Origin of the sequence: Streptomyces malaysiensis subsp. malaysiensis, assembly GCF_040653035.1 — a bacterium.
GTDB lineage: Bacteria > Actinomycetota > Actinomycetes > Streptomycetales > Streptomycetaceae > Streptomyces > Streptomyces malaysiensis.
This window is the reverse complement of sequence record NZ_JBEZNG010000013.1, coordinates 187,763-208,454: the sequence shown is the minus strand read 5'-3', so window position 1 is coordinate 208,454 and position 20,692 is coordinate 187,763. Positions and strand designations below refer to the sequence as shown.

Annotated in this window: 21 protein-coding genes; 9 read left to right on the top strand and 12 right to left on the bottom strand. The window is 69.8% G+C overall.

Annotated features, from left to right (window positions below):
• The first annotated feature begins 184 nt into the window (after nt 1–184).
• Nucleotides 185–1,549 (top strand): helix-turn-helix domain-containing protein, encoded by a 1,365-nt coding sequence (locus AB0E24_RS25610; RefSeq protein WP_232564350.1) that lies wholly within the window; start codon nt 185–187, stop codon nt 1,547–1,549.
• 45 nt (nt 1,550–1,594) lie between these two features.
• Here the strand turns inward: AB0E24_RS25610 and AB0E24_RS25605 are convergent, their stop codons facing one another.
• The 3 genes from AB0E24_RS25605 to AB0E24_RS25595 all read right to left on the bottom strand — a co-directional run bounded on the left by AB0E24_RS25605 (nt 1,595) and on the right by AB0E24_RS25595 (nt 3,753).
• Nucleotides 1,595–1,762, bottom strand: coding sequence for a hypothetical protein (locus tag AB0E24_RS25605; RefSeq protein ID WP_159033404.1), 168 nt, complete (start codon nt 1,760–1,762; stop codon nt 1,595–1,597).
• A gap of 213 nt (nt 1,763–1,975) precedes the next feature.
• The gene (locus tag AB0E24_RS25600) at nt 1,976–2,449 is read right to left on the bottom strand and encodes a winged helix-turn-helix transcriptional regulator (protein WP_079152876.1); all 474 of its coding nucleotides are present in this window, start codon (nt 2,447–2,449) and stop codon (nt 1,976–1,978) included.
• Between the two features lie 422 nt (nt 2,450–2,871).
• Nucleotides 2,872–3,753 (bottom strand): SDR family NAD(P)-dependent oxidoreductase, encoded by an 882-nt coding sequence (locus AB0E24_RS25595; protein WP_359380257.1) that lies wholly within the window; start codon nt 3,751–3,753, stop codon nt 2,872–2,874.
• A 69-nt stretch (nt 3,754–3,822) separates the two neighbouring features.
• Here AB0E24_RS25595 and AB0E24_RS25590 point away from each other — a divergent pair, with 69 nt between their 5' ends.
• Nucleotides 3,823–4,506 carry a TetR/AcrR family transcriptional regulator gene (locus AB0E24_RS25590; RefSeq protein WP_069862178.1) on the top strand — a complete coding sequence of 228 codons (684 nt, stop codon included), beginning with the start codon at nt 3,823–3,825 and terminating at the stop codon, nt 4,504–4,506.
• Between the two features lie 81 nt (nt 4,507–4,587).
• On the opposite strand, the gene AB0E24_RS25585 is transcribed toward AB0E24_RS25590, so the two are convergent.
• Nucleotides 4,588–5,355, bottom strand: a complete 768-nt coding sequence (locus tag AB0E24_RS25585; RefSeq protein WP_435865318.1) for a dienelactone hydrolase family protein — start codon at nt 5,353–5,355, stop codon at nt 4,588–4,590.
• Nucleotides 5,356–5,523: 168 nt separating this feature from the next.
• Complete coding sequence (locus AB0E24_RS25580) at nt 5,524–6,048, bottom strand: DUF302 domain-containing protein (RefSeq protein WP_069861829.1); 525 nt, start codon at nt 6,046–6,048, stop codon at nt 5,524–5,526.
• A gap of 150 nt (nt 6,049–6,198) precedes the next feature.
• On the opposite strand from AB0E24_RS25580, the gene AB0E24_RS25575 reads away from it, so the two are divergent.
• Nucleotides 6,199–6,816, top strand: a complete 618-nt coding sequence (locus AB0E24_RS25575) for a TOPRIM nucleotidyl transferase/hydrolase domain-containing protein (RefSeq protein ID WP_347234604.1) — start codon at nt 6,199–6,201, stop codon at nt 6,814–6,816.
• Nucleotides 6,817–6,840: 24 nt separating this feature from the next.
• On the opposite strand, the gene AB0E24_RS25570 is transcribed toward AB0E24_RS25575, so the two are convergent.
• Entirely contained in the window at nt 6,841–7,992 is a 1,152-nt protein-coding gene (locus AB0E24_RS25570) for a chitinase (protein WP_079152878.1), read from the bottom strand.
• Between the two features lie 408 nt (nt 7,993–8,400).
• Between AB0E24_RS25570 and AB0E24_RS25565 the strand changes: the two genes are divergently transcribed.
• The 4 genes from AB0E24_RS25565 (at nt 8,401) to AB0E24_RS25550 (ending at nt 11,809) form a co-directional block, all read left to right on the top strand.
• Complete coding sequence (locus AB0E24_RS25565; RefSeq protein WP_359380252.1) at nt 8,401–9,237, top strand: CPBP family intramembrane glutamic endopeptidase; 837 nt, start codon at nt 8,401–8,403, stop codon at nt 9,235–9,237.
• Nucleotides 9,234–10,391 carry a sensor histidine kinase gene (locus AB0E24_RS25560; protein ID WP_069861834.1) on the top strand — a complete coding sequence of 386 codons (1,158 nt, stop codon included), beginning with the start codon at nt 9,234–9,236 and terminating at the stop codon, nt 10,389–10,391. The genes AB0E24_RS25565 and AB0E24_RS25560 overlap by 4 nt, the downstream gene beginning before the upstream one ends.
• Complete coding sequence (locus AB0E24_RS25555) at nt 10,388–11,047, top strand: response regulator (protein ID WP_069861836.1); 660 nt, start codon at nt 10,388–10,390, stop codon at nt 11,045–11,047. Before AB0E24_RS25560 ends, AB0E24_RS25555 begins: the two co-directional genes overlap by 4 nt.
• A 114-nt stretch (nt 11,048–11,161) precedes the next feature.
• Complete coding sequence (locus AB0E24_RS25550; protein WP_231981557.1) at nt 11,162–11,809, top strand: TetR/AcrR family transcriptional regulator; 648 nt, start codon at nt 11,162–11,164, stop codon at nt 11,807–11,809.
• Between the two features lie 51 nt (nt 11,810–11,860).
• On the opposite strand, the gene AB0E24_RS25545 is transcribed toward AB0E24_RS25550, so the two are convergent.
• The 5 genes from AB0E24_RS25545 to AB0E24_RS25525 form a co-directional block, all read right to left on the bottom strand.
• Nucleotides 11,861–12,514, bottom strand: a complete 654-nt coding sequence (locus AB0E24_RS25545; protein ID WP_206331728.1) for a GOLPH3/VPS74 family protein — start codon at nt 12,512–12,514, stop codon at nt 11,861–11,863.
• Between the two features lie 50 nt (nt 12,515–12,564).
• Nucleotides 12,565–13,263: a DUF3159 domain-containing protein gene (locus AB0E24_RS25540; RefSeq protein WP_359380245.1), complete on the bottom strand. Its 699-nt coding sequence runs from the start codon at nt 13,261–13,263 to the stop codon at nt 12,565–12,567.
• A gap of 60 nt (nt 13,264–13,323) precedes the next feature.
• Complete coding sequence (locus tag AB0E24_RS25535; RefSeq protein WP_359380242.1) at nt 13,324–15,228, bottom strand: S9 family peptidase; 1,905 nt, start codon at nt 15,226–15,228, stop codon at nt 13,324–13,326.
• A gap of 86 nt (nt 15,229–15,314) precedes the next feature.
• Nucleotides 15,315–15,944 carry a TetR/AcrR family transcriptional regulator gene (locus AB0E24_RS25530; RefSeq protein WP_206331727.1) on the bottom strand — a complete coding sequence of 210 codons (630 nt, stop codon included), beginning with the start codon at nt 15,942–15,944 and terminating at the stop codon, nt 15,315–15,317.
• 210 nt (nt 15,945–16,154) lie between these two features.
• Complete coding sequence (locus AB0E24_RS25525) at nt 16,155–17,075, bottom strand: alpha/beta fold hydrolase (RefSeq protein WP_206331726.1); 921 nt, start codon at nt 17,073–17,075, stop codon at nt 16,155–16,157.
• A gap of 454 nt (nt 17,076–17,529) precedes the next feature.
• Between AB0E24_RS25525 and AB0E24_RS25520 the strand changes: the two genes are divergently transcribed.
• Complete coding sequence (locus AB0E24_RS25520) at nt 17,530–19,032, top strand: FAD-binding oxidoreductase (protein ID WP_359380239.1); 1,503 nt, start codon at nt 17,530–17,532, stop codon at nt 19,030–19,032.
• Nucleotides 19,033–19,091: 59 nt separating this feature from the next.
• On the opposite strand, the gene AB0E24_RS25515 is transcribed toward AB0E24_RS25520, so the two are convergent.
• A complete protein-coding gene (locus AB0E24_RS25515; RefSeq protein WP_359380237.1) occupies nt 19,092–20,015 on the bottom strand; it encodes an SDR family oxidoreductase in 924 nt (307 codons plus the stop codon).
• Between the two features lie 85 nt (nt 20,016–20,100).
• On the opposite strand from AB0E24_RS25515, the gene AB0E24_RS25510 reads away from it, so the two are divergent.
• Nucleotides 20,101–20,685 (top strand): TetR/AcrR family transcriptional regulator, encoded by a 585-nt coding sequence (locus AB0E24_RS25510; RefSeq protein ID WP_359380234.1) that lies wholly within the window; start codon nt 20,101–20,103, stop codon nt 20,683–20,685.
• Nucleotides 20,686–20,692 lie beyond the last annotated feature (7 nt).

Genomic DNA, 20,692 nt, shown 5'->3' with positions numbered 1-20,692 from the left:
CGCCTTCGGCTGAACCGTCGTACCGTGCGGTCGGCCTCGGGTCGAATGGTGCGCACCCTCGTCGTCGGCCGGCCCCTGACCTTTCAGGACGGCGGGCAATGAGTCATGATTGTTGTGACCAGAGGCGTGACATCCTGTGAATGGTGTGTCATGCGCCCGGGGGCTCTGATCGTGTACCAAGGAGTTGATCTTCATCAAAGGCTCAGGAGACGCTTCCGCTGCCGCGCTCGGGGCGCGGATCCGCCGCCTGCGCAGATCATGGGGAATGTCCCAGGCCGACCTGGCGGGGGACGACTTGTCGCCCAGTTATATCTCCCTTCTGGAGGGCGGCAAGAGGCTTCCCTCGGCCGAGGTGCTGGAGCAGCTCGCGGTGAGACTCCGCTGCGATGTGCCCACCCTGACCGGACGTGCCGCGGAGGCGTCCGAGTGCGATCTCGAGGTCGAGCTCAAATACGCCGAGATGGCCATGCAGAACGCCGATCCCCTGGCGGCGCTCGCGGCGTACCGCGCGGTCCAGGACAAGACCACCGCCGCGGCGCAGCCGAAGATCTGGTACGCGGCGGAGCAGGGGATCGCCCTGGCGCTGGAGCGGGACGGCCGGCTGGAGGAGGCCGCCGTCCACTACGAGGCGCTGCGCACCGCGTCCGTCACCAGCAAGGAGTCCGTACCGCGGCTGACCGCGGTGATCGGCCTCTGCCGCTGTTACCGGGAGCTCGGCGACCTCTCGCATGCGATCCAGATCGCCGAGGAGACCCTGGACGAGCTCAGGGAGCTGAAGCTGACGCCGACGGTGATCGGTGTCGAACTGCTCTCCACGCTCGTCGGGATCCACTCCGAGCGTGGCGATGTGCATCGCGCCTCCTATCTGGCCTCGCAGGCCATCGAGCAGGCCACCGCGATCACCGATCCGAAGGCGCTCGGCGCCGCGTACTGGAACGCCAGCGTTGTCATGTACCGCAAGGGGAACACGGCGGACGCGCTGGCCCTGATCCAGAAGGCCCTCGCGATCTACGCCGAAGGGGAGGACCAGCGGGCGCTGGCCCGGCTGCGCAACGCGTACGCGAGCATCCTGCTCCAGACCGAGGACCCACAGCCGGAGCTGGCGCGGACGGTGCTCACCCAGAGCCTGGAGTCACTGCTCCAGGTGGGCAGCAGTGTGGATGTCGCGTACTGCCGGTCGGCCCTCGCCCGCGCCGAGCTCCATCTCGGCCGGCCCGAGGCCGCGGTGGCCCATGCCGAGCAGGCGATGGCGGACCTCGGCGTCGGCCACCGCCTCCAGGCCGCGCGCAACCTCCTCCTGCTGGCCGCGGCCCAGCTGAGGCTCGGCCGGCCCGAAGAGGCGAAGTCCTCCTATGAGCGGGGGGCTTTGATGCTGGAGGCATCCGAGGCCGGCCAGCAGGCCGCGTACGCCTGGGCCGAGCTGGCCGAGATCCTCAAGCTGTGCGGTGAGGACGAGCGCGTCCTGTGGGCGTACCAGCAGAGCATGCGGTGCATCGGCTACCGCAACACCCTGATGCTCGACCGGCTGCCGCTGTCGAAGTCGAGCTGACGCGGCGCCACCTTCAGAAGTTCCGCCAGGGATCCCATCGAAGGATCAGCAGCATACGGGTATCTCCTTGCCGTTCGGCGGCCAGTCACCACCGGCCGGCCGCATGAAGTGGGGCGGCGCCCCGGGGGTGGAGTCCGTGGGCAGGGCCTGCACCTGGGGGGCACACAGCGCGCTCAGCAGTACCAGGGCACCGACGAGGGTCGCTCGCGACATGACGCATTTCATAAGGGGCCTCTCAAGGGAGCGTGTTCGAGCGGGAGATGGAGTGGGAGATATGACGCACAGTGGGCGCGGAGATCGGGCCGCGGCCTGCCGACCGGATGCCGATGCGGGGGTGACCGGGGCATCTACGGGAGTGCGGGCAGCGGTGTTCGCCCCCTGCGAGGGATGTTCGCCTTAGGGGGTTCGCCTTGGGGAGTGTGCGCCTCAGGGGGTGTTCGGAAGGAAGACGACGTCCGAGAGCCCGACGGCCTGACCTTGTTCGCTGACAAAGGCGACGTCGACCGGCCGTCCGGTGGATCGGGTACGGCGCAGGAGGCAGGGGCCTTGGGGACGCGGCCGATGGGTGTCCCCCCACTGCTGGAGGGCCGCGAGCACGAGACGTAGGTCGCGTCCCGCGGGAGTGAGGTGATAGGCGTCGCGGTGACGGCAGCCGGGTTCCCGGTAGGCGCGCGTCTCCAGGACACCTGCTGACACGAGGGTCTTCAGGCGGGCGCTGAGGATGTTGGGGGCGACACCCAGGGCTTCCCGGATGTCGGCGTACTTGTGGGTGCCTGTGAAAATCTCCCGGAGGATGAGTAGGGTCCAGCGTTCGCCGAGCACCCGGAGGCTGCGTTCGATGGCACAGTCCGGCTCGTCCGCGGGCTCGGGGTCTGTGGTTTGCGCTTCCATCGTCGTCATTCCTCCTTCCGCTCGGGCATGGCTGATCTCCGAATGCGCGTTAACCCTATTCACGATGAATTGCGAGCCGCAAGTCAGCTGGTCAGAGGCCGCGGGGTGGGCGGGAGGACTGCCGGGACCCTGGGCCACCTGCGCGTTTACCGCTCAACGGCCTGATTTATCAAGGCTGTTCGGCCATAGGGTGCTGAGCTGCCGACCCTGTGAATGCGGTCACTCCGGCCTCCGCGAATACCGTCGCTCGGTGCCCGGATGATGCTCCTGATGCTCCACGGAGAAAGCTGACTATTGTTCTTGTTACTCAGATGGCTGCCCGAATGTGTTCCTCCGGGTGTGTGCACAGCGGCGAGCCCACCCCGGATACGCGGGGTGGGTTCGCCGTCTTCGGTGCTGGGCGGGGCGTGCGCATGGCCGGGGCCGGTGCCCTAGCCGGCCGAGTCCTCGGCCTCGGCCGGGAGCTGCGCGGGGTAGGGCTCGTTGAAGTCGGCCGAGCGGCTGACCTTCTCCCATGCGGTCGCCTGGGCGAGCTGGTGCCGGGAGTAGTCCTGCGCCATGGTCGTCGCGTTCACACCCAGCGGGAGATGGGTCGGGACCTGGCCGCGGTGGACGGTGCGCACGATGATCTCGGCGGCGCGCCGGGGGTCCCCGGCCGCTCCGGCCGTGCTCTGCCGCACCAGCCGGTTCATCTCCCCGACGGTCGCGTCATAGGCGTCGGGGATCGGGTGGACCATCATGGAGGAACCGGCCCAGTCGGTGGCGAAGCCGCTCGGTTCGACGACCATGACGCGCACGCCGAACGGTGCGGTCTCCGCGGCGAGGACCCGGCTGAAGCCGTCGACCGCGAATTTGGCCGCCTGGTAGGAGGCGATGCCCGGCGATCCGCCGACCCGCCCGCCGATCGAGGAGATCTGTACGACGGTGCCGGCGCCTTGCTGCCGCAGGGCGGGAAGCGCGGCCTTGGTCACGTTGTGGACGCCCCAGAAGTTGGTCTCGAACTGGGCGCGGAAGTCCTCGTCGTCCGATGTCTCGATGGGCGACACATTCGCATACCCCGCGTTGTTCACGAGCACGTCGATGCGCCCGAAGCGGGCGAGCGCCGCCTCGACGGCCTCGCGCGCCGCCTCCGGGCGCGTGACGTCCAGTGCGAGCGGGTGGACACGGTCGCCGTACTCCTTGAAAGCCTCCGCGAGCGCCTCGGGGCGGCGGGCGGTGGCCACGACGCGATCACCGGCCTCGAGGGCGGCGGTGACCAGGGCGCGGCCCAGGCCGCGCGATGAACCGGTGATGAACCAGACCTGTGAACTCATACTGTTAGTGAAACACCGTTCTCTTAATTACGCAACGTCGTTCTCTTAAGGGTTCTTATGATGTCCGGCATGACTACGCCTGCCTTCCAACGTGCGCGCAGCGCTCAGGCCAAACAAGCGCGGGAGGAAGCGATCCTGGACGCGGCCCGTACGCTCGGCCATCAGCGCGGGATCCGGGACGTCACCCTCACCGACATCGCCGCGGCCGTGGGGATGCACAAGTCGGCCCTGCTGCGCTACTTCGAGACCCGGGAGCAGATCTTCCTCAGGCTCACCGCGGAAGGCTGGCGGCAGTGGTCCGCCGAACTGCGCGGCGCTCTCGGGGGCAGGGCGCACGCCACGGCCACGGAGGTCGCGGAGACGATCGCCGCCACGCTGGCGGCCCGGCCGATGTTCTGCGATCTGCTGGCCCAGGCGCCGATGAATCTCGAGCGCAATGTGTCGATCGAGTCGGTGCGCACCTTCAAGCTGGTCACGCTCGAGGAGATCGAACTGATCGGCGGCGAGCTGCGGCGGCTGCTCGGCCTGACCGAGCCGCAGACCGTCGACCTGGTCGCCACGGCGACCAGCCTGGCCGGGGCGCTGTGGCAGATGGCCACCCCGGGCCCGCGCCTGCGGGAGCTCTACGAGACCGACCCCCGGCTCGGCCACGCGATCGTCGAGGTGGAACCCCGTCTGCGCCGCGTCCTCACCGCCTTCCTCGCCGGGGTCGGCGCGGAATCCGCCACGACGCCCTCGGGCGACCCCGCGTAGCCGCCCGCTCGCTCACCGGGCTCGAACGCGCCGATCGGAGACGGATTCCGATCGGCGCGTCGCGGAGCGCGGACCGCGGGGTCAGACGAGGTGGCGGGAGAAGAACCTCAGCGCGCTGTCCAGCTCGAACTCGGGGATGTCCCCGTGTTCGCCCGGGTTGACATGCAGCGTCTTCTCGGCCGAGGCGAAGGCGTCGAACAGCGCCAGGCTCTGCTCGCGCGGCACCCGTTCATCGTCCCACTGCACCAGGAATTCCACCGGCACGGTGATCCGCGCGGCGACCTCGGCCGAGGCGAGCGCCCCGCCCAGCCCCAGCACCGCCGCGCGGACCCGGGGCTCCGCGGCAACGAACGGAACGCCGAGTCCGCACCCGAGCGAGACTCCCCAGTAGCCCACCGGACCGGCGCCGACATGGCCGAGCCGCTGCACCGCGTCCAGAACCGCCCGCCACTCCGGGACCGTCTGGCGGGCCACCAGCGCCTTGAAGCCGGCGATCAGCGGAGCCAGCGCTTCCCCGGCCGCCACACGTGCCTGGTTCTCGGTCGCGATCCGGTCGTACTCCTCGTCCTTCGGCCGGTCGCCATGGCCGGGCACATCGACCGCCACCACAGCGAAATCGCACTCGGCCACGAAGCGGCGCGCATGGGCCAGGATTCCGGGGGCCTTCTTGTGCTGACCGCCGCCGTGCCCCATCACGATCAGGGGGCGAGTGCCGGTGGCGCCTTCCGGCGTCCACAGCACACCGGGAATCTCGCCGAGGGTGAAGAGCTGTTCGCGGACACCGTCGGACGATGTCTCGGAGATCTCGGCGATCTCAGGGGGCTCGGAGGTCTCAGGGGTGAACCGCATAGCGTTTCAAGCCTTTCGGGATGCCTTCCGCGGGCACTCCCTGGGCCATGCGGGAGAGGGGGCCCGACCTGTCACATCGTTGATCGGTCTCACCTCCTCGGTTCGCGGTGGCGCACGGCGGCACCGAAGCTACCACGAAGGACTTCAGCTGATCGCGGCCCAGGGCCCTCAGCGTGATGTCCCGGCGAAGGCTTCCGAAGCGTCGACCCCGCAGACCCGCAGCAGGTCGACCACGATGCGATCCAGGTCTTCCCCCACCGCGGTGACCTCTGGAATGCCGAGGCTGCCGAACTCGTCGCTCGGCCGGTGCATGGTGAACACCGCATTGCCGTCGCCGTCGCTGAAGACCAGCATCCGCAGGGGCGCGTACAGCAACGCGCGCGGGTCATGGCGGAACATGCGCTCGGCGATGATGTGGTTGCCCGTCAGATACTCGACGGACCTGGTGGTGTGCCCTGCCGTACCGAACAGTGGGGTGGTGTTGATCCGGGCGTAACGGACCATGTCGTGGGGCGCGTTAGCGGCGACCGCGGCACGTACGTCGTCCCAGCTTCCGCCGGTTTCCACAATGCGTTCCACGGGGCCCGGGTCGAAGGCGGGTGCCGCTTTCTCGAATGCCGCCACGAAGTCGTCGTAGGCGATGCCCGTGGGAATGTCGATCCGCGTCACGGTGTGGCTGTATTGGCTGGTCATGCGGCCACTCCCCATGGTGGGACTCTTGTGCACTCCATCGTGGGCGAGCGGCACGGATATCGCGAGTTCAGCCGTGTGCGTCCGCTTGTGCGCGCGCCACCACGCGGAAATTCCCTACCGCGGTGGCCGGAAAGGGCGGAGACTCGTCCCATGACTGACATGGGGGCGTTCCGGGAGGCGGTCACCGCATGGGCGGCTGGTGGCCCCGGCGGCCCCGCGCGCGAGCTGGCCACGGGGCTGGGGGTCCGGGCGGCCGTCCTGCTCGAAGGGCCGAGCGACGCCGCGGCGGTCGGCGCGCTGGCCGAGCGCCACGGCCGGGACCTGGCGGGCGAAGGAGTCTGCGTCCTGCCGATGGGGGGCGCGATGAGCGTCGGGCGCTTCGCCCGCCTCCTCGGGCCACCCGGTCTGGGGCTCCGCCTCACCGGACTGTGCGATGAGGCGGAGCGTCCCTTCTACGCCCGCGGCTTGGCGCGGGTCGGCGCGGCACCGCAGGGGTTCTTCGTCTGCGCGGCGGATCTGGAGGACGAGCTCATCCGCGCGCTGGGTGTGACACGCGTGGCGGAGCTCGTCCGGGCGGAGGGCGATGTGCGCGCCCTGGAGACCTTTCTGCGCCAGCCCGCACAGCGGGGCCGCACCGCACAGCGTCAGTTGCGGCGCTTCCTCGGCACGAAGAAGGGGCGCAAGATCCACTATGGCCGCGTCCTCGTGGCGGCGCTCGACCCCGATCGCGTACCGGCGCCGCTCGACGGACTGCTCACCAGCCTCTGACCGCCGAGCGAGGCCGGTACCGCCTCAACCGCCGTAGTACGCGTCGAAGTTCTTCGCGAACTCCCCGCCGTTGAAGTTGTCCCAGTTGATCGACCAGGCCATCAGCCCGCGCAGGGCGGGCCAGCTGCCATGGGGCTCATAGCCGCCGCAGTCGGACTTCTTCGTCAGGCAGTTCAGGACCTTGGTCACCTCACTGGGCTGGGTGTGGCCGTTACCCGCGTTGGGGCTCGCCGGCAGGCCGATCGCCACCTGGGACGGGTCCAGCGCCGGGAAGACGTTCTTGGTGTCGCCCGCGACGGGGAAGCCACTGAGCAGCATGTCGGTCATCGCGATGTGGAAGTCGGCGCTGCCCATGTTGTGGAACTGGTCGTCGAGCCCCTTGATCGGCCCGGAGTTGTAGTCCTGGACGTGCAGCAGGGTGAGGTCGTCCCGCAGCGCGTGAATGACCGGCAGATACGCCCCGGCACGCGGGTCCTGGCCGCCGAAGGGGCCCGAGCCGTAGTACTGGTAGCCGAGCTGTACGAAGAAGGTCTCCGGGGCCATGGTGAGGGTGAACCCGGATCCGTACTTCGCCTTGAGCGACTTCACGGCCGAGATGAGGTTGACGATCGCGGGGGTCTTGGGGTTCTTGAAGTCGGTGTCGCCGTCGTCCAGCGACAGCGAGTGGCCCTCGAAGTCGATGTCCAGGCCGTCCAGTCCGTACTTGTCGATGATCGCCCCGACCGACTCGACGAACTTGTCACGGGCGGCGGTGGTGGTGAGCTGCACCTGGCCGTTCTGCCCGCCGATGGATATCAGCACCTTCTTGCCCGCGTCCTGCTTGGCCTTGATGGCGGCCTTGAACTCGTCCTCCGACTCGACGTTCGGACATTCGCTCTGCGGGCAGAGGCTGAAGCGGATGTCACCGGAGGTGGTGGAGGTGGGCTCGCCGAAGGCCAGGTCGATGATGTCCCAGCTGTCGGGGACATCGGCCATCCGGGTGTATCCGGAGCCGTTGGCGAAGCTGGAGTGCAGATAGCCCACGAGCGCGTGCTCGGGCAGCTCCGCCTTCGCGGCGGGGGAGGGGGTGCCCGCGTTGGCGGACGTCGTCGAGGCCGTGGCGAGCAGCCCGGCCGTGGCGACGGCGGCGCACGCGCCGGTCAGGACCCTCTTGCTCAGGGGGAAACGGAGGCTCATGGGGACCGCTCCTAGGTGTGGGGGGAAGGCGGAGCCGAACTGAGGTGGGAGAAGGGACGATCGGAAGGCACGGGCAGGCCGCGCGTCCCCGAGAAAACAGGACTAGACCATTGGGTGTCAATGGTACGGTCCAAATTGGCGGTGAACCCCTTGACGTGCGCGAAGACATCGCCGCCGGACGGGCCGGGACGGGCCCTACGGCCGTTGGCCGAAGCGATCGCGCGCGTCCTCGACCACTACGGCGTCACCCGTAACCAGGTCGTCCGTACTCAGCACACCGCCGGGTGTTTGTCCCCCGAGCGAGCTACACGCGGGTGTCCACCGTGTGGTGACGATTCCTGGCCACCGGATCCGTAGCGTTCGACGCGGTCGCGGCGCTCCCGCCGCGGATCGGGTGAAGGAGTGGTCATGAGACTCGTTTGGCAGTTGGTGACCGTCGGGGCGGTCGCCTTCCTCGGTGGCCAGGGCCTCGCCGCGGTGGACGGGCACGCGTGGCTCACCCTGGCCATCGGCGTCCTGACGGCCGTGCTCGCGGTGCTGGTCTACGGGTGGGTGGTACGGCGGACCGAGCGCCGCCCGGTCGCGGAGGTGGCCCGGGAAGGCGCCACGGCCGCGCTCGGCCGGGGAGCCCTGATCGGCGTCGTGATGTGCGGGTTCGTCATCGCGAACATCGCCTTCCTCGGGTACTACGAGGTCGATGGCCTGGGCTCGCCCACGGGCGCGGTGGGGCTGTTCGGCTTCATGGCCGGGGCGGCGGTCACGGAGGAACTGCTGTACCGCGGTGTTCTGTTCCGTATCGTCGAGGAGCGCCTCGGCACATGGATCGCGCTGACGTCCACCGGTGTGCTGTTCGGCCTGTCGCATCTGCTCAACCCGCACGCCAGTCTGTGGGGTGCCATCGCCATCGCGATCGAGGCGGGCGGCATGCTCGGCGCCGCGTACGCCGCCACCCGCAACCTGTGGCTGCCCATCGGCCTGCACTTCAGCTGGAACTTCGCCATATCCGGCATCTTCAGCACGGAGGTTTCCGGCAACGGCACCCCGCAGGGGCTGCTGGACTCCGCGACCTCGGGCCCGGCGGCCGTCACCGGCGGCGAGTTCGGCCCGGAGGGCAGTCTGTACACGGTGCTGTTCGGTGCGCTGGTGACCATCGCGTTCATGTGGCTGGCCCGTCGGCGCGGCCATCTGATGCCCCGTCGCCGTCGCGCCGACCGGGCCGCCGCCACCGCTACACTCGCCCGATGATCAGTCTTCGGCGGATCCCGGAGGTGTGGCACCGGCTTGACGTCACGGTCCGGGATCTCCCGTTCGGGCTGCTGCTCCTCGCCGGATCGCTCGTACCGGAGTTCCACAACCACGGGACGCAAGTCGGCGGTCTGCCGGCCCGCCCCTTCGACACACTGGCCGTCGCGGCCGTCGCCCTCCAGTCCCTTCCGCTCGCCGTGCGCCGGCGGTGGCCGGTCGTCTGTCTGGCCCTGGTGTCGCTCGGCTTCGCCGTGGACCAGCTCCGCGGCTACCACTCGTTCGCGGGTACCGCGGTGCCCATCGCGCTGCTGAGCGTGGGGGCCCATCTGGAGCGGCACCGGCGCGTCACCGCGCTCCTGTCCTCCGTGGCGTATGTGCCGCTGGCGGTCGCGCTGTACCGGCTCGGTTCGGGCGCCGAGGCGCCCAGCGAGTTCGTGATGTACTACCTGGCGCTGGCCCTCCCCTGGGGCATCGGGGCGTGGCTGCGCTCGACCCGGGTCGCGGAGGCCGAACGCCGCCGCCGTGTCGCCGAGGACACCCGTACCGCCGAACGTACCCGCATCGCCCGCGAGCTCCACGATGTGGTGACCCACCATGTGACGGCGATGGTGGTGCAGGCGGAGGCGGCGCGCTATCTGACCGCCGCGCCGGACCGCCTCGACCAGGCCCTGACCGCGGTCACCGACACCGGCCGGCGGGCCATCACCGACCTGCGCCATCTGCTCGACCTGCTCAACCCCGACTACGGCCCGGAGTCCAGGACACCGGCTGTCGGCCGGTTCCTCACGCTCGTGGAACAGACGCGCCGGGCCGGGCAGCCGGTGGAGTTCACCGAGGAGGGCACACCGGCGGAGTCGACCGGCAGCGCCGACCTCGTGGCCTACCGGGTGGTGCAGGAGGCCCTGACGAACGCCCTCAAGTACGCTCACGGCGGCCGCACCTCGGTCCAGGTGCGCCACGGCGAAAGGGAGATCACCGTGGAGGTCGGCACGGACGGTTCCGGCACACGGGCCGGCTCACCCGGCGGCAGCGGACGGGGCCTGGCCGGTCTCCGGGAACGGGTCGACGTCCTGGGCGGCGACTTCCACGCGGGTCACCGGACCGGTGGCGGCTTCGTGGTCCGGGCACGCATACCCGCGGGGAGCGCGTCATGACCGAATCGATCCGGGTCCTGGTCTGCGACGACCAGGTGCTGGTCCGCACCGGACTGGTGACGATCATCGACGCTCAGCCCGACCTCGAGGTGGTGGGCGAGTGCGGGGACGGGCAGACCGCGGTCGACCTCGCCGGGCGGCTGCGCCCGGACGTCGTGGTGATGGACGTACGGATGCCGGTGCTCGACGGCATCGAGGCCACCCGCCTGCTGGCCGGCGCCGGGGTGCCGCGGCCGGTCAAGGTGCTCGTGGTGACCACGTTCAACCTGGACAAATACGTCTACGAGGCGCTGCGCGCGGGGGCGAGCGGCTTCCTGCTCAAGGACGCGCCGCCGTCCCAGCTGCTGCACGGGATCCGGACCGTGGCCACCGGCGCGGCGCTGCTGGACCCCGAGGTGACCCGCCAGCTCGTGGGCACGTACGCCGCCCGCATCCGGCCTCCCGACGGCACCGCGCACAACATCCCGCTGACCCCCCGCGAACTGGAGGTCCTGCGCCTCATCGCGGACGGCCTGTCCAACAGCGAAATCGCCGGGGCCCTCGTGATCAGCCAGGAGACCGTCAAGACCTTCGTGTCACGCATCCTCACCAAACTCGGACTCCGCGACCGTGTGCAGGCGGTCGTCTACGCCTACCGCCAGGGCCTGGTGACCTGACGCCCGCACCGCCCCGCGGAGGAAGCCGTCGGCGCCAGGTGGCGTAGTTAGTCACTAACTGTCACTATGACACTTGATGTACCGGGGTGGGCGATAGAGCGGAGACGGAGCGGCGTGGCATCGAACAAGCGCAGCGGGATGAGTGAGCACCGGCGCCATCGCTTGCGACTGGAGATCTCACGGGAGGCGGCCCGTCTGTTCTGGGAGCACGGCGTGGACGGGACCAGCGGCGATCAGATCGCCGAGGCCGTGGGTCTGTCGACGCGCACCATCTGGCGCCACTTCCGCAGCAAGGAGAGCTGTGCCGAGCCCATCGTGACGCAGGGCGTGGAATGGGAGATGTCCATGCTGCGCAGCTGGCCCGAGAACCTCTCCCTGGAAGAGCACATCGCCGCGGAGTCCACCAGATACGGCCGTGAGGCCGACGAGGTCAATCGGGCCGACGACATGCTCGCGATGAAGATGATCCTGCTGGCCGACAGGGAGCCGGCCATCCGCACCGCCTGGCTGATGGCCTGCGACCAGGTGGAGCGCGAAATGGCCGAGATCATCGCGGTGCGGCTGAAGCTCCCGGCCGACGACCTCCAGGTACGCCTGCACGCCGCGGCGGCCTCGGCCGCGCTGCGGGTCATCAACGAGGAGATCGGCGCCGCCCTCCTCGGGGGCACCGACCCCCGGGAATTCGCCGACGCCCCCGAACGGGTCGCGCACGCCGTCCGCAACGCCACCGGGGGAGCCGTGGGGGACCCGGTCACCGAGTGATTCGACCCCCTTGCGTGACGTCCATGGGTGACTCACCGGCGCGGTCGGCGCCTAGGCGCCCCAGCCGCCACCGACGGCCCTGCTGGACAGATACGAAGCGCGCAGCGCGCCACGCAGACCGGGGACGAGGGTGTCGAAGTGTGCGGCGAGTGTCGCGAGCGCCCGCTTGTGCCCGCCGCGCTCCGCCCCGCTGAACACGCTGGTGACCTCGACCTCGGCCGCGAACACGGCCATGGTCAGCTCGTCCATCGGGATCGCCGCCGGATCGGGGGCGCCGAACACGGCGGCGCGCACCTTCTCCTGAAGGGCCAGTACCTCCCGCGGATCGTTGACGGCGACCCGGCTGACGGCGAGCAGCTTCAGCCGCCTCTCGTGCTGGACCGTGATCGCACCCCGCGCCTCGAGCTGTGCGCTGACGGGCTTCTCCGCCGTATGGGCCTTGTTGTGCACGAGCGGAAGCCAGCTCTTCGGCTTCTGTGCGGGTACGTCACGCCACACCTCGGCGAGGAACGGATCGCCGGGTGGTTCGCTGGACGACCGGATGACCTTCGTTCCCTCGGAGCCGAGCAGCCCGTCGAGGGTCAGCTCGGTCAGCGCCGCGGCGCGCAGCAACTGGCCGCGCCCCTGGAGGTTGGTGAGTTCGAACTTGCCTTTCTCCACGGTGTAGCAGAGCAGATACAGGCGCTGGGGCAGGGTCAAGGTCATGGTTTCTCCTCGGGGTTCTCGGCGCCGGCGGACGTACGGGCCGCGCCGGGTCAGCTCGATCCGGTGGGCCGCTGTCCCGCCAGGGCCTTGAGCCGCTTGCCCGAGCGACGGCCCGCCCACAGCACGACCAGGAAGGCCAGGGCGAGGAGGGGGTAGCCCATCGCGATCTTCGCGACGGCCAGCCAGCTCGTACGGTCCTGGTCGTAGAGCCACTGCTGTACGGCGACCCGGGCGGCGAAGACGCCCACCAGGGTGAGGGTGGCGATGTCGTAGTAGTGGCGCGAGGGCTTGTCCTTGAGCCAGGCGGTGCCGGTGCCGTTGAGCGCGCCCCAGACGACTCCGGCCAGCGGGCGGCGTACGAGGACCGAGACCAGGAAGAGCACGGCGAGCGCGAGGTTGGCCCAGATGCCCGTCAGGAAGAACCCCTTGGCCGATCCGGTCTTCCAGGCGACGAACGAGGCGACGGCGACGCCGAACAGGCCGGAGAGCGCGGGCTGTACCGACTCCTTGCGCACCAGGCGCAGCACGGAGATGGCCAGCGCCACGCCCACGGCGGTGCAGATGGCGGCCGTCAGCCCGTAGGAGGAGTTGGCGAGGACGAAGGCCACGACCGGCAGCATCATGTACACCAGGCCGGTCGTGCCGCCCATCTGCTCGAGCGGTGTCTTCTGCCGGGCCCGGTGTTCCGGGGGCCGGACCGCGCCGTGCGGGTCGGTCGTCGGGTGGGAGGGGCGTGTCTGTTCGGTCATGCGAAATCAACTCACCACGTAGTCGTTTGCCGGTGGGGCGTGGGTGCGGGCGGGCGTCGGCTACCGCGTGTCCGGCCGTCCGCCGAGGTGGCGGGCGAGGAAGCGGTCGGCCGCGCGGTACACGTCGATGTTGTTCTCCGGGTTCACGAAGCCATGGCCCTCGTCGTCCTTGACCAGGTACTCGACCTCGATGCCACGGGCCCGCAGCGCCTCGACGACCTGGTCGGACTCGGCCTTGACGACGCGGACGTCATTGCCGCCCTGGACCACCATCAACGGGGTGCGGATCTCGTCCACCCGGCTGATCGGCGAACGTGTCCGCAGCTTCCTCTCCTGCTCGGTGTCGTCGGGGTTGCCGGCGTAGAGGTACCAGTTGTTGACCAGTTGCGGCTTCACGAACTCCGGCACGGTCCGGAGGAAGGTGACGAGGTTCGAGGGGCCGCAGAAGTCGATCGCGGCGGCGAAGACATCGGGGGTGAAGGTGACACCGACCAGGGCGGCGTAACCGCCGTAGGAGCCACCGAAGATCGCGACGCGGTCCCGGTCCGCATACCCCTCCCCGACGGCCCATTCGACGGCGTCGATGAGATCCTCGTGCATCTTCCCGGCCAGCTCCCCGATACCGGCCCTGAGGAACGCCTTGCCGTAGCCGGTCGAGCCGCGGAAGTTGACCTGGAGCACGGCGTACCCGCGGTTGGCGAGCAACTGCACCACGGGGTTGTAGCCCCAGCTGTCGCGGGACCAGGGCCCGCCGTGGACCAGCAGCACCAGCGGGAGCCCGGCCGGCTCGGCCCCCACGGGCAGGGTCAGATACGAGGGGAGGGCCAGTCCGTCGCGTGCGGTGATCGTGACCGGTGTCATGGGGGCGAGGGTCTCGGGCTCCAGGCTCGGCATGGGCCGGAACAGCGGCCGGCTCTCGCCCGTGGAGTGGTCGTAGTAGTAGGTGACACCGGGGTCGCGGTCGTGGGTGAAGGCGACCACCCAGCGCTGCCCGCTCGCGTCGGACGATATGGGGGACAGATCGCCGTCGGACAGCTTCTCCAGGTTCTCCAGCACCGCGGCGAAGTGCGGGTCCAGCGGGTGGATCACCTGCCGCTCGCCGAGGTAGCGCACCCCGATCAGCTCTCCGGTGGACCGGTCGCGGATGAGCGGCGACGGCAGCGTGGGGAAGACGGTGGAACGCGTGTCCAGGTCGAAGAGCGGGTGGCTGTCCACCACGGTCTCCTCACCGGTGGCCAGATCGAGCCGCGCCAGCCGGGTTCGGTCGCCGTCCCGGTTGGAGCCGAACCACACCCCGGTGCCGTCCGGGGTGCACAGGTACGGTTGGACGCCCAGCGGGTAGTCGGCGCCGTCGAAGGTGGTGACCGGGTGCGTCTCCCCCGTTCCGGCGTCCCACCTCGACAGCTCGATGTCTCCGTCGGCCGTAAGGGTCTGGGCGTACAGATCGCCGCTCGGTGTGCACAGCCAGCCGGTGATCCGGCCGGGGTTCTCCGCCAGCATCGTGAGGTCACCGGTGGCGATGTCGAGTTCGTAGAGGTCGAACTCCGTGAGCTTCCGGCGGTTCAGGCTGAGGATCGCCTTGCCCGGCCGGGTGACCAGCGGTTCGAAGCTGATCACCCGGGCCCCGGGGAAGGGGGTGAGATCGACCGCCTCGGCGTCCGGGTCGTCCAGGTCGACCCGGTGGATATGCCAGTTCTCGTCCCCGTCGCCGTCCTGCTCGTAGAGCAGCCAGCGCGGATCGTCCGTCCAGTGGTAGGTGAGCACACTGCGGTTGCCGTCCGCGGTGACACAGCGCGCCCCCGCCTCCGAATCGACGCTCTCCACCCAGACGTTCAGCCGGTCCCGCCACGGCGCCAGATAGGCGATCCGCGTGCCGTCGGGTGAGATCGAGGCACGGGTGCGGACGGGTGGGCCGAAGAGATCCTCGATGGCGAGGTGCGGGACCTCGCGCGGCATGGCGAACATGCCAACACTCCTTCTGATGTCGTCTTGGTTCGGTCGGTGGGCGGCTCGATGGACCGCTCGGGGGGCGACGCCCGCGGGCGAGGCCCTCAGACGATGGGGTCGCCGACGGCCCCGCCGGTGGCCGCGCGGATCGCATGGGAGAAACGCCGCGCGGCGGCCCGCGCATCGGCGAACTCCATGAGGTCGGCGCCGGTGAGGACGGCGGCGCCGATGTGCTCGTCCAGCACCCGCAGCACCGCGGCGGCGGCCGCGGAGTGCATCCGCACTCCCAGGTCACCGGCCGGTCGCCGCAGCCGGTCGCCGATGATCACGCATATCTCGCGTTCCGTCTGCTGACAGGCCATCAGCCACGTCGCGCGGAGCAACGGCTCGGTGTCGGCGAGCCGGATCATCTTCATCGCGAGCATCTCGTCGGCGAGGTCGACGTGCGGCGTCTCATGACCGAGCCCGGTGATTTCCGCGGTCAGGTGGTCTTCGAGGGAGATCTGCCGGGGCCAGCGGCGCAGCACGCCCATCAGGGTGACGACGCCCCGCATGACGATCGGCTCCGCACAGCTCTCCTTGCTGCGGAAGTGGCGCCAGATGGTGCGCGTCGACAGGCCCACGGTCGCCGCGATCTGATCGACGCTCGTGGCGGCCACACCCTGCTCCCAGAACAGGCGCGCCGCCTCCCGGGAGATCTCCAGCCGCAGCCGCAGCCGCCGCTGCTCGCTCATCCTCCCTCCGCTTCGCTTCACCGTCGCCATGACGCCTTGCCGCCTTCCCCACGCGATGTCCTCAAGCGACACTGTGTCACTAAGTGACGCGCACGGCAAGTGCATGACGCTCAAGCGCCGAGGTTCCGGGATGGACGAGAGGCCATAACGGCGGCTTGACCGGCGGATATGGCCGGTCGGCCGCTGGCGGGGCGAGCCTCGGCGCGGGGTTTACGCGCGGTCCGCGGCCTGTGAGGTGACGCGCTCTATCGCCCGGACGGCGACATCGGGCTGGTCGACGTAGATGTAGTGCTCGCTCTCGGTGGCGGTGCTCAGCCTGCTGCGGCTGGAGACCCCGCGCCACGCACGCTGGCCGTTGGACCACGCCCGCTCCAGGTCCGGCCCGTAGTCGGGAACCTGCTCGAGGTACCGCTTCCCGTGCTGGATCACCTCCACCGGGATGTCCCCGGCCGAACGGACCTCCCCGTCGGGCACCATCAGCCTCTCCGGCTTCCCTCCCTGGAGGATCGCCAGCGTCTGCGCACGCAATTCGGCCGCCGGGCCGGTGGCGGACTCGGGGATCCCCTTGTTGAGATCGGCGGTCTGGGTCGGCGAGGTGGCATCCATCAGGACCAGCCCCTTGACCCGGTCCCGATGGTCGGGGGCGTACCGGGCGGCGATCAGTCCGCCCAGCGAATGCCCGGCGAGGACGACGGGACGGTCACCGGCGACACGGTCGATCACCGAGGTGAGGACCTTCCCCGTGCTCCGGATGGTCTGCGTCCCGTCGGGCTGGTCGCTGGCGCCTTCGCCGAGCCGGTCGTAGGAGCAGACCCGGTTCTTCCCGCTCAGGGTCTTCTGGATGCCGGCCATCTTCTCCAGGCCATCGCCGCCCCCGGCCATCAGGACGATGACCGGCCTGTTGTCCGCCGGAGCACCCGAACACGACACATTCACCGACCGGCCGTCGATTTCGAACTTCTTGGCGCCGGTGAACGCGCCCTCATCGGCCGTCTCCTTCGGAGCGGCAGTGGTCCTGGTGGCGGACGCGTCCGAATCCGACTTTGTGGATTCCTCGCAGCCGACGAGCCCCACACCGGCGATGGCACAGGACACCGCGATCACGGCGGACAGCCTGCGGTTGTGGTTCATAAATCCTCCCCGTACGAGAAATGACATCGAAAAACGTTGATTTCCGAGGCGGTTGAAGGGTGCGTTCCTACGAACCGCCCCGCCTGTTTCACACGCTACGGATCCGGTGCCCCGGAATCGTCACCATGGCGTGGACACCCGGGCGTAGCTCGCACGGGGGACAACTCCACGTTCTCGCCGGTCTCATCGACGCGGGCGATGCGGGCGACGCGGAGAGCGGAGGTCGAGGCTTGCTCCGGCCGCCACTCGACCGGGCCAATGCATGACCACATGCCTATTCAATCCTTCGGCACAGCGCCCGCGTTCCCGGTAGGCGTGTCGGACGGCACCGTCACGCCCCCCTGGTTAATCTGCGGGCCGCAGGAACAGACCGCACAGGGCTGAATACGCCAGCTGGCGCACACCAATTTCCTTGGCCGATTACTGGCGTATCCCCGTCGAGAGGATACGGACCATGCAGGATTTCCCCCGTCGAAGACTGCTCAAAGCATCGGCCGCCGCCGGTGTCGGCTCGGTCGTTCTCCCGGGCATGACGGCCCCGCCGGTGAGTGCCGCGACCACCGAGGGCGCCGCGGCCAAGGCGACCGGAAGCGGCAAGTGCCCGCCGGCGAAGCTCACCGGACGCGTCGTCACCCCCAACGACCCCGGGTACGCGGAGGCGAGCCTCGGCTGGGACGAGCTCTTCGTCCACTATCCGCTGGTCATCGTCTACGCCCAGCACACCCAGGACGTGGTCAACGCCCTCACCTGGGCCCGGCAGCACGATGTCGCGCTGCGGGTGCGGAGCGGCGGCCACAGCCTCGAGGGCTGGTCGAACGTGGACAACGGCATCGTCATCGACGTCAGCGAGTTGAAGTCGGTCCACATCGACACCGCCTCCCGTACCGCGAAGGTCGGCGCCGGGCTCAGCCAGCTGGAAGCGGTGACCACGCTCGCGCGGAAGGACCTCGCGGTCACGACCGGAACGGAGGGCAGCGTAGGTCTCTCCGGTGCCACGCTCGGCGGGGGCTTCGGCTTCCTCACCCGCTACCTCGGCATGGCGTGCGACAGCCTGACCGCCGCCGAGGTCGTCGTCGCCTCGGATCCCGACTGCGCCAAGGTGATCACGGCGGACCTGAAGCACAACTCGGATCTGCTCTGGGCGCTCCGCGGGGCGGGCAACGGCAACTTCGGAATCGTCACCTCGCTCACGTACAAGACGTCCCCGCTGAGGAGCGTCGCCTATGTGCAAGCCACCTGGGACGGCCTCCGGGATCTGCAAGCGATCTTCGAGGCGTGGCAGCGTACGGGGCCGAGCGCCGACCCCCGCCTCGGAACCCAGCTCGAGATCCACAGGAACCAGATCCTGCTGTTCGGGGTGGTCGCGGAAGGGTCGGCGGCGGAGGCGAGGAAGCTGCTGGCCCCGATCCTGTCGATCGGCACCCCCGAGGTCACGGTGCAGATCGGCAACTGGGGCGATGTATACGCGGGCTTCCAGATCCCGACCGAGGAGGAGCCCGCGAACTGGAAGTTCTTCTCGCAGTTCACCACCAAGCCGTTCCCGAAGAAGGCGATCGGCCTGATCGGCTCGTTCATGCGGGACGCCCCCACGGACGACAGCAACTTCTTCACCCAGGCATTCGGCGGGGCGGTGCGGAGAGAGCCCCGCGGCGGTACGGCGTTCCCGCACCGCGACGCGCTCTTCTACTCCGAGCCCGGTGCGGGCTGGGGGACCCGTGGCGTACCGGGCAGCGGCGATGAGCTCACACCGGTGGCCCAGGCGTGGATCGCCGAGTTCAGCCAGGCGCTGCGGCCCTATGTGCACGGCGCCTACGTCAATGTGCCGAACATCGGGATGCAGGATTGGGAGACCGCCTACTGGGGATCCAACTTCGACCGGCTGCGCAAGATCAAGGCGAAGTACGACCCGCACAACATCTTCCAGTACGAGCAGAGCATCCCGCCCGCGACCCACTGACCCGGGCCCCGGGGACGATCGCCCGCGGGCCCCGGCGGACGGCCGGGGCCCGCGAACGGTCAGGAGGCGGTGGCGGGGGCGTGGAAGTAGTGGCCCTTGTCGAGGTCTTCGAGGAGGCCGGGGTGGGTCGGCCGCCAGTCCAGCAGCTCGCGGGTGAGGGCATTCGACGCCGGGGAGTCGAGCGCGACGAAGTCGCTCAGCCAGGTGAAGTGCTCGGCCGCGGCCTCAGGGGCCACGGAGGCCGTCGGCACGTCCAGATGGCGGCCGATCACCTCGGCGATGTCGCGGAGCGCGATGCCCTCCTCCGCCACGCCGTGCAGCACCGCTCCCGCGGGGGCCTTCTCGACCGCCAGCCGGAACAGCCGCGCGGCGTCGAGGCGGTGGACGGCGGGCCAGCGTTGGTCGCCGTCGCCGAGGTAGCCGGAGACACCCTTGGCACGGGCGGTGGCGACCAGGTGCGCCATGAATCCGTTGTCCCCCTCGCCGTGGCAGGTCGGGGAGAGCCGCACCACGGATGAGCGCACACCGCGCGAGGCGAGTGCCAGGGCCGCCGTGGCGGTGGCCGAACGGAGGGACGCCGGGGTGCCGTTGACGGTGGGCATGTCCCGCTCGGTCGACACCTGCCCCGACTTGAGCCCGACCAGGCCGGAGGCGAGGACGAAGGGGCGGTCGGTGCCGGCCAGCGCGTCGGCGAAGGTGTCGACGGCGCGGCGGTCGGCCTCGGCGGCGCCCTGATAGTCGCCGGTGAAGGCGATGTCGTGCTTGAAGGCGAGGTGGATCACCCCGTCCGCGGCGGTGGTGGCGGTGCCCAGGACGTCCAGGTCGTCGAGGGTGCCGCGGACCACCTCCGCCCCGGCGGCGGTGAGCGCGGCGGCGGAGCTGTCGGAACGGGCGAGACCGATCACCTGGTGTCCCGCGTCGATGAGCTCGGGAACGAGGGCGGAGCCGATCCAGCCGGACGCTCCGGTCACGAAGATGCGCATGGGAAAGCCCCAAACTGTCGATGTCAGTGACTGTCATCGACGCTACCATCTGATGTCAGTGGCTGCCATCGCGTAGGATCTGCGCATGGGCAGATGGGAGCCGAACGCGCGCGAACGCCTGGCGAAAGTGGCGCTCGAGCTCTACAGCGAGCGCGGCTACGAACAGACCACGGTCGCGGAGATCGCCAAACGGGCCGGGCTCACCGAGCGGACCTTCTTCCGGCACTACGCCGACAAGCGTGAGGTGCTGTTCGACGGCTCGGGTGAGCTGCAAGAGTTGGCCGTGAGCGGTGTCGTAGGGGCTCCGGAGTCCGCGGCGCCGCTCGACGCGATGGCGGCGGGGCTCGAGGCGGCCTCCGGATGGTTCGCCGCCCGCCGTGAACACGCCCGGCGGCGACAGGCCGTCATCGTGGCGAACGCGGAACTCCGGGAGCGTGAGCTGATCAAGCTCGCCTCGCTGTCCGCCGCGCTCGCCGACGCCCTGCGCGGCCGCGGCGTCGCGGAGCCCACCGCGAGCCTGGCCGCCGAGGCGGGGATGGCCGTCTTCAAGGTCGCCTTCCAGCGGTGGATCGCGGAGGCCGAGGAAGCGACGCTGTCGCAGCTGATGCGCGAATCGATGGCCGAGCTCAAGGCCGTGACCGCGCACGGCCAGGCCCGGCCGGGGCGGTGACCTCCAG

Excerpts from the sequence above, each read along its gene's own strand:
- AB0E24_RS25515 (WP_359380237.1), bottom strand. The coding sequence starts at position 20,015 with ATGCGCATCTTCGTGACCGGAGCGTCCGGCTGGATCGGCTCCGCCCTC.
- AB0E24_RS25560 (WP_069861834.1), top strand. The coding sequence starts at position 9,234 with ATGATCAGTCTTCGGCGGATCCCGGAGGTGTGGCACCGGCTTGACGTC.
- AB0E24_RS25590 (WP_069862178.1), top strand. The coding sequence starts at position 3,823 with ATGACTACGCCTGCCTTCCAACGTGCGCGCAGCGCTCAGGCCAAACAA.
- AB0E24_RS25585 (WP_435865318.1), bottom strand. The coding sequence starts at position 5,355 with ATGCGGTTCACCCCTGAGACCTCCGAGCCCCCTGAGATCGCCGAGATC.
- AB0E24_RS25510 (WP_359380234.1), top strand. The coding sequence starts at position 20,101 with ATGGGCAGATGGGAGCCGAACGCGCGCGAACGCCTGGCGAAAGTGGCG.
- AB0E24_RS25540 (WP_359380245.1), bottom strand. The coding sequence starts at position 13,263 with ATGACCGAACAGACACGCCCCTCCCACCCGACGACCGACCCGCACGGC.
- AB0E24_RS25605 (WP_159033404.1), bottom strand. The coding sequence starts at position 1,762 with ATGTCGCGAGCGACCCTCGTCGGTGCCCTGGTACTGCTGAGCGCGCTG.
- AB0E24_RS25595 (WP_359380257.1), bottom strand. The coding sequence starts at position 3,753 with ATGAGTTCACAGGTCTGGTTCATCACCGGTTCATCGCGCGGCCTGGGC.
- AB0E24_RS25570 (WP_079152878.1), bottom strand. The coding sequence starts at position 7,992 with ATGAGCCTCCGTTTCCCCCTGAGCAAGAGGGTCCTGACCGGCGCGTGC.
- AB0E24_RS25530 (WP_206331727.1), bottom strand. The coding sequence starts at position 15,944 with ATGAGCGAGCAGCGGCGGCTGCGGCTGCGGCTGGAGATCTCCCGGGAG.
- AB0E24_RS25565 (WP_359380252.1), top strand. The coding sequence starts at position 8,401 with ATGAGACTCGTTTGGCAGTTGGTGACCGTCGGGGCGGTCGCCTTCCTC.
- AB0E24_RS25525 (WP_206331726.1), bottom strand. The coding sequence starts at position 17,075 with ATGAACCACAACCGCAGGCTGTCCGCCGTGATCGCGGTGTCCTGTGCC.
- AB0E24_RS25555 (WP_069861836.1), top strand. The coding sequence starts at position 10,388 with ATGACCGAATCGATCCGGGTCCTGGTCTGCGACGACCAGGTGCTGGTC.
- AB0E24_RS25575 (WP_347234604.1), top strand. The coding sequence starts at position 6,199 with ATGACTGACATGGGGGCGTTCCGGGAGGCGGTCACCGCATGGGCGGCT.
- AB0E24_RS25600 (WP_079152876.1), bottom strand. The coding sequence starts at position 2,449 with ATGACGACGATGGAAGCGCAAACCACAGACCCCGAGCCCGCGGACGAG.
- AB0E24_RS25580 (WP_069861829.1), bottom strand. The coding sequence starts at position 6,048 with ATGACCAGCCAATACAGCCACACCGTGACGCGGATCGACATTCCCACG.
- AB0E24_RS25545 (WP_206331728.1), bottom strand. The coding sequence starts at position 12,514 with ATGACCTTGACCCTGCCCCAGCGCCTGTATCTGCTCTGCTACACCGTG.
- AB0E24_RS25520 (WP_359380239.1), top strand. The coding sequence starts at position 17,530 with ATGCAGGATTTCCCCCGTCGAAGACTGCTCAAAGCATCGGCCGCCGCC.
- AB0E24_RS25535 (WP_359380242.1), bottom strand. The coding sequence starts at position 15,228 with ATGTTCGCCATGCCGCGCGAGGTCCCGCACCTCGCCATCGAGGATCTC.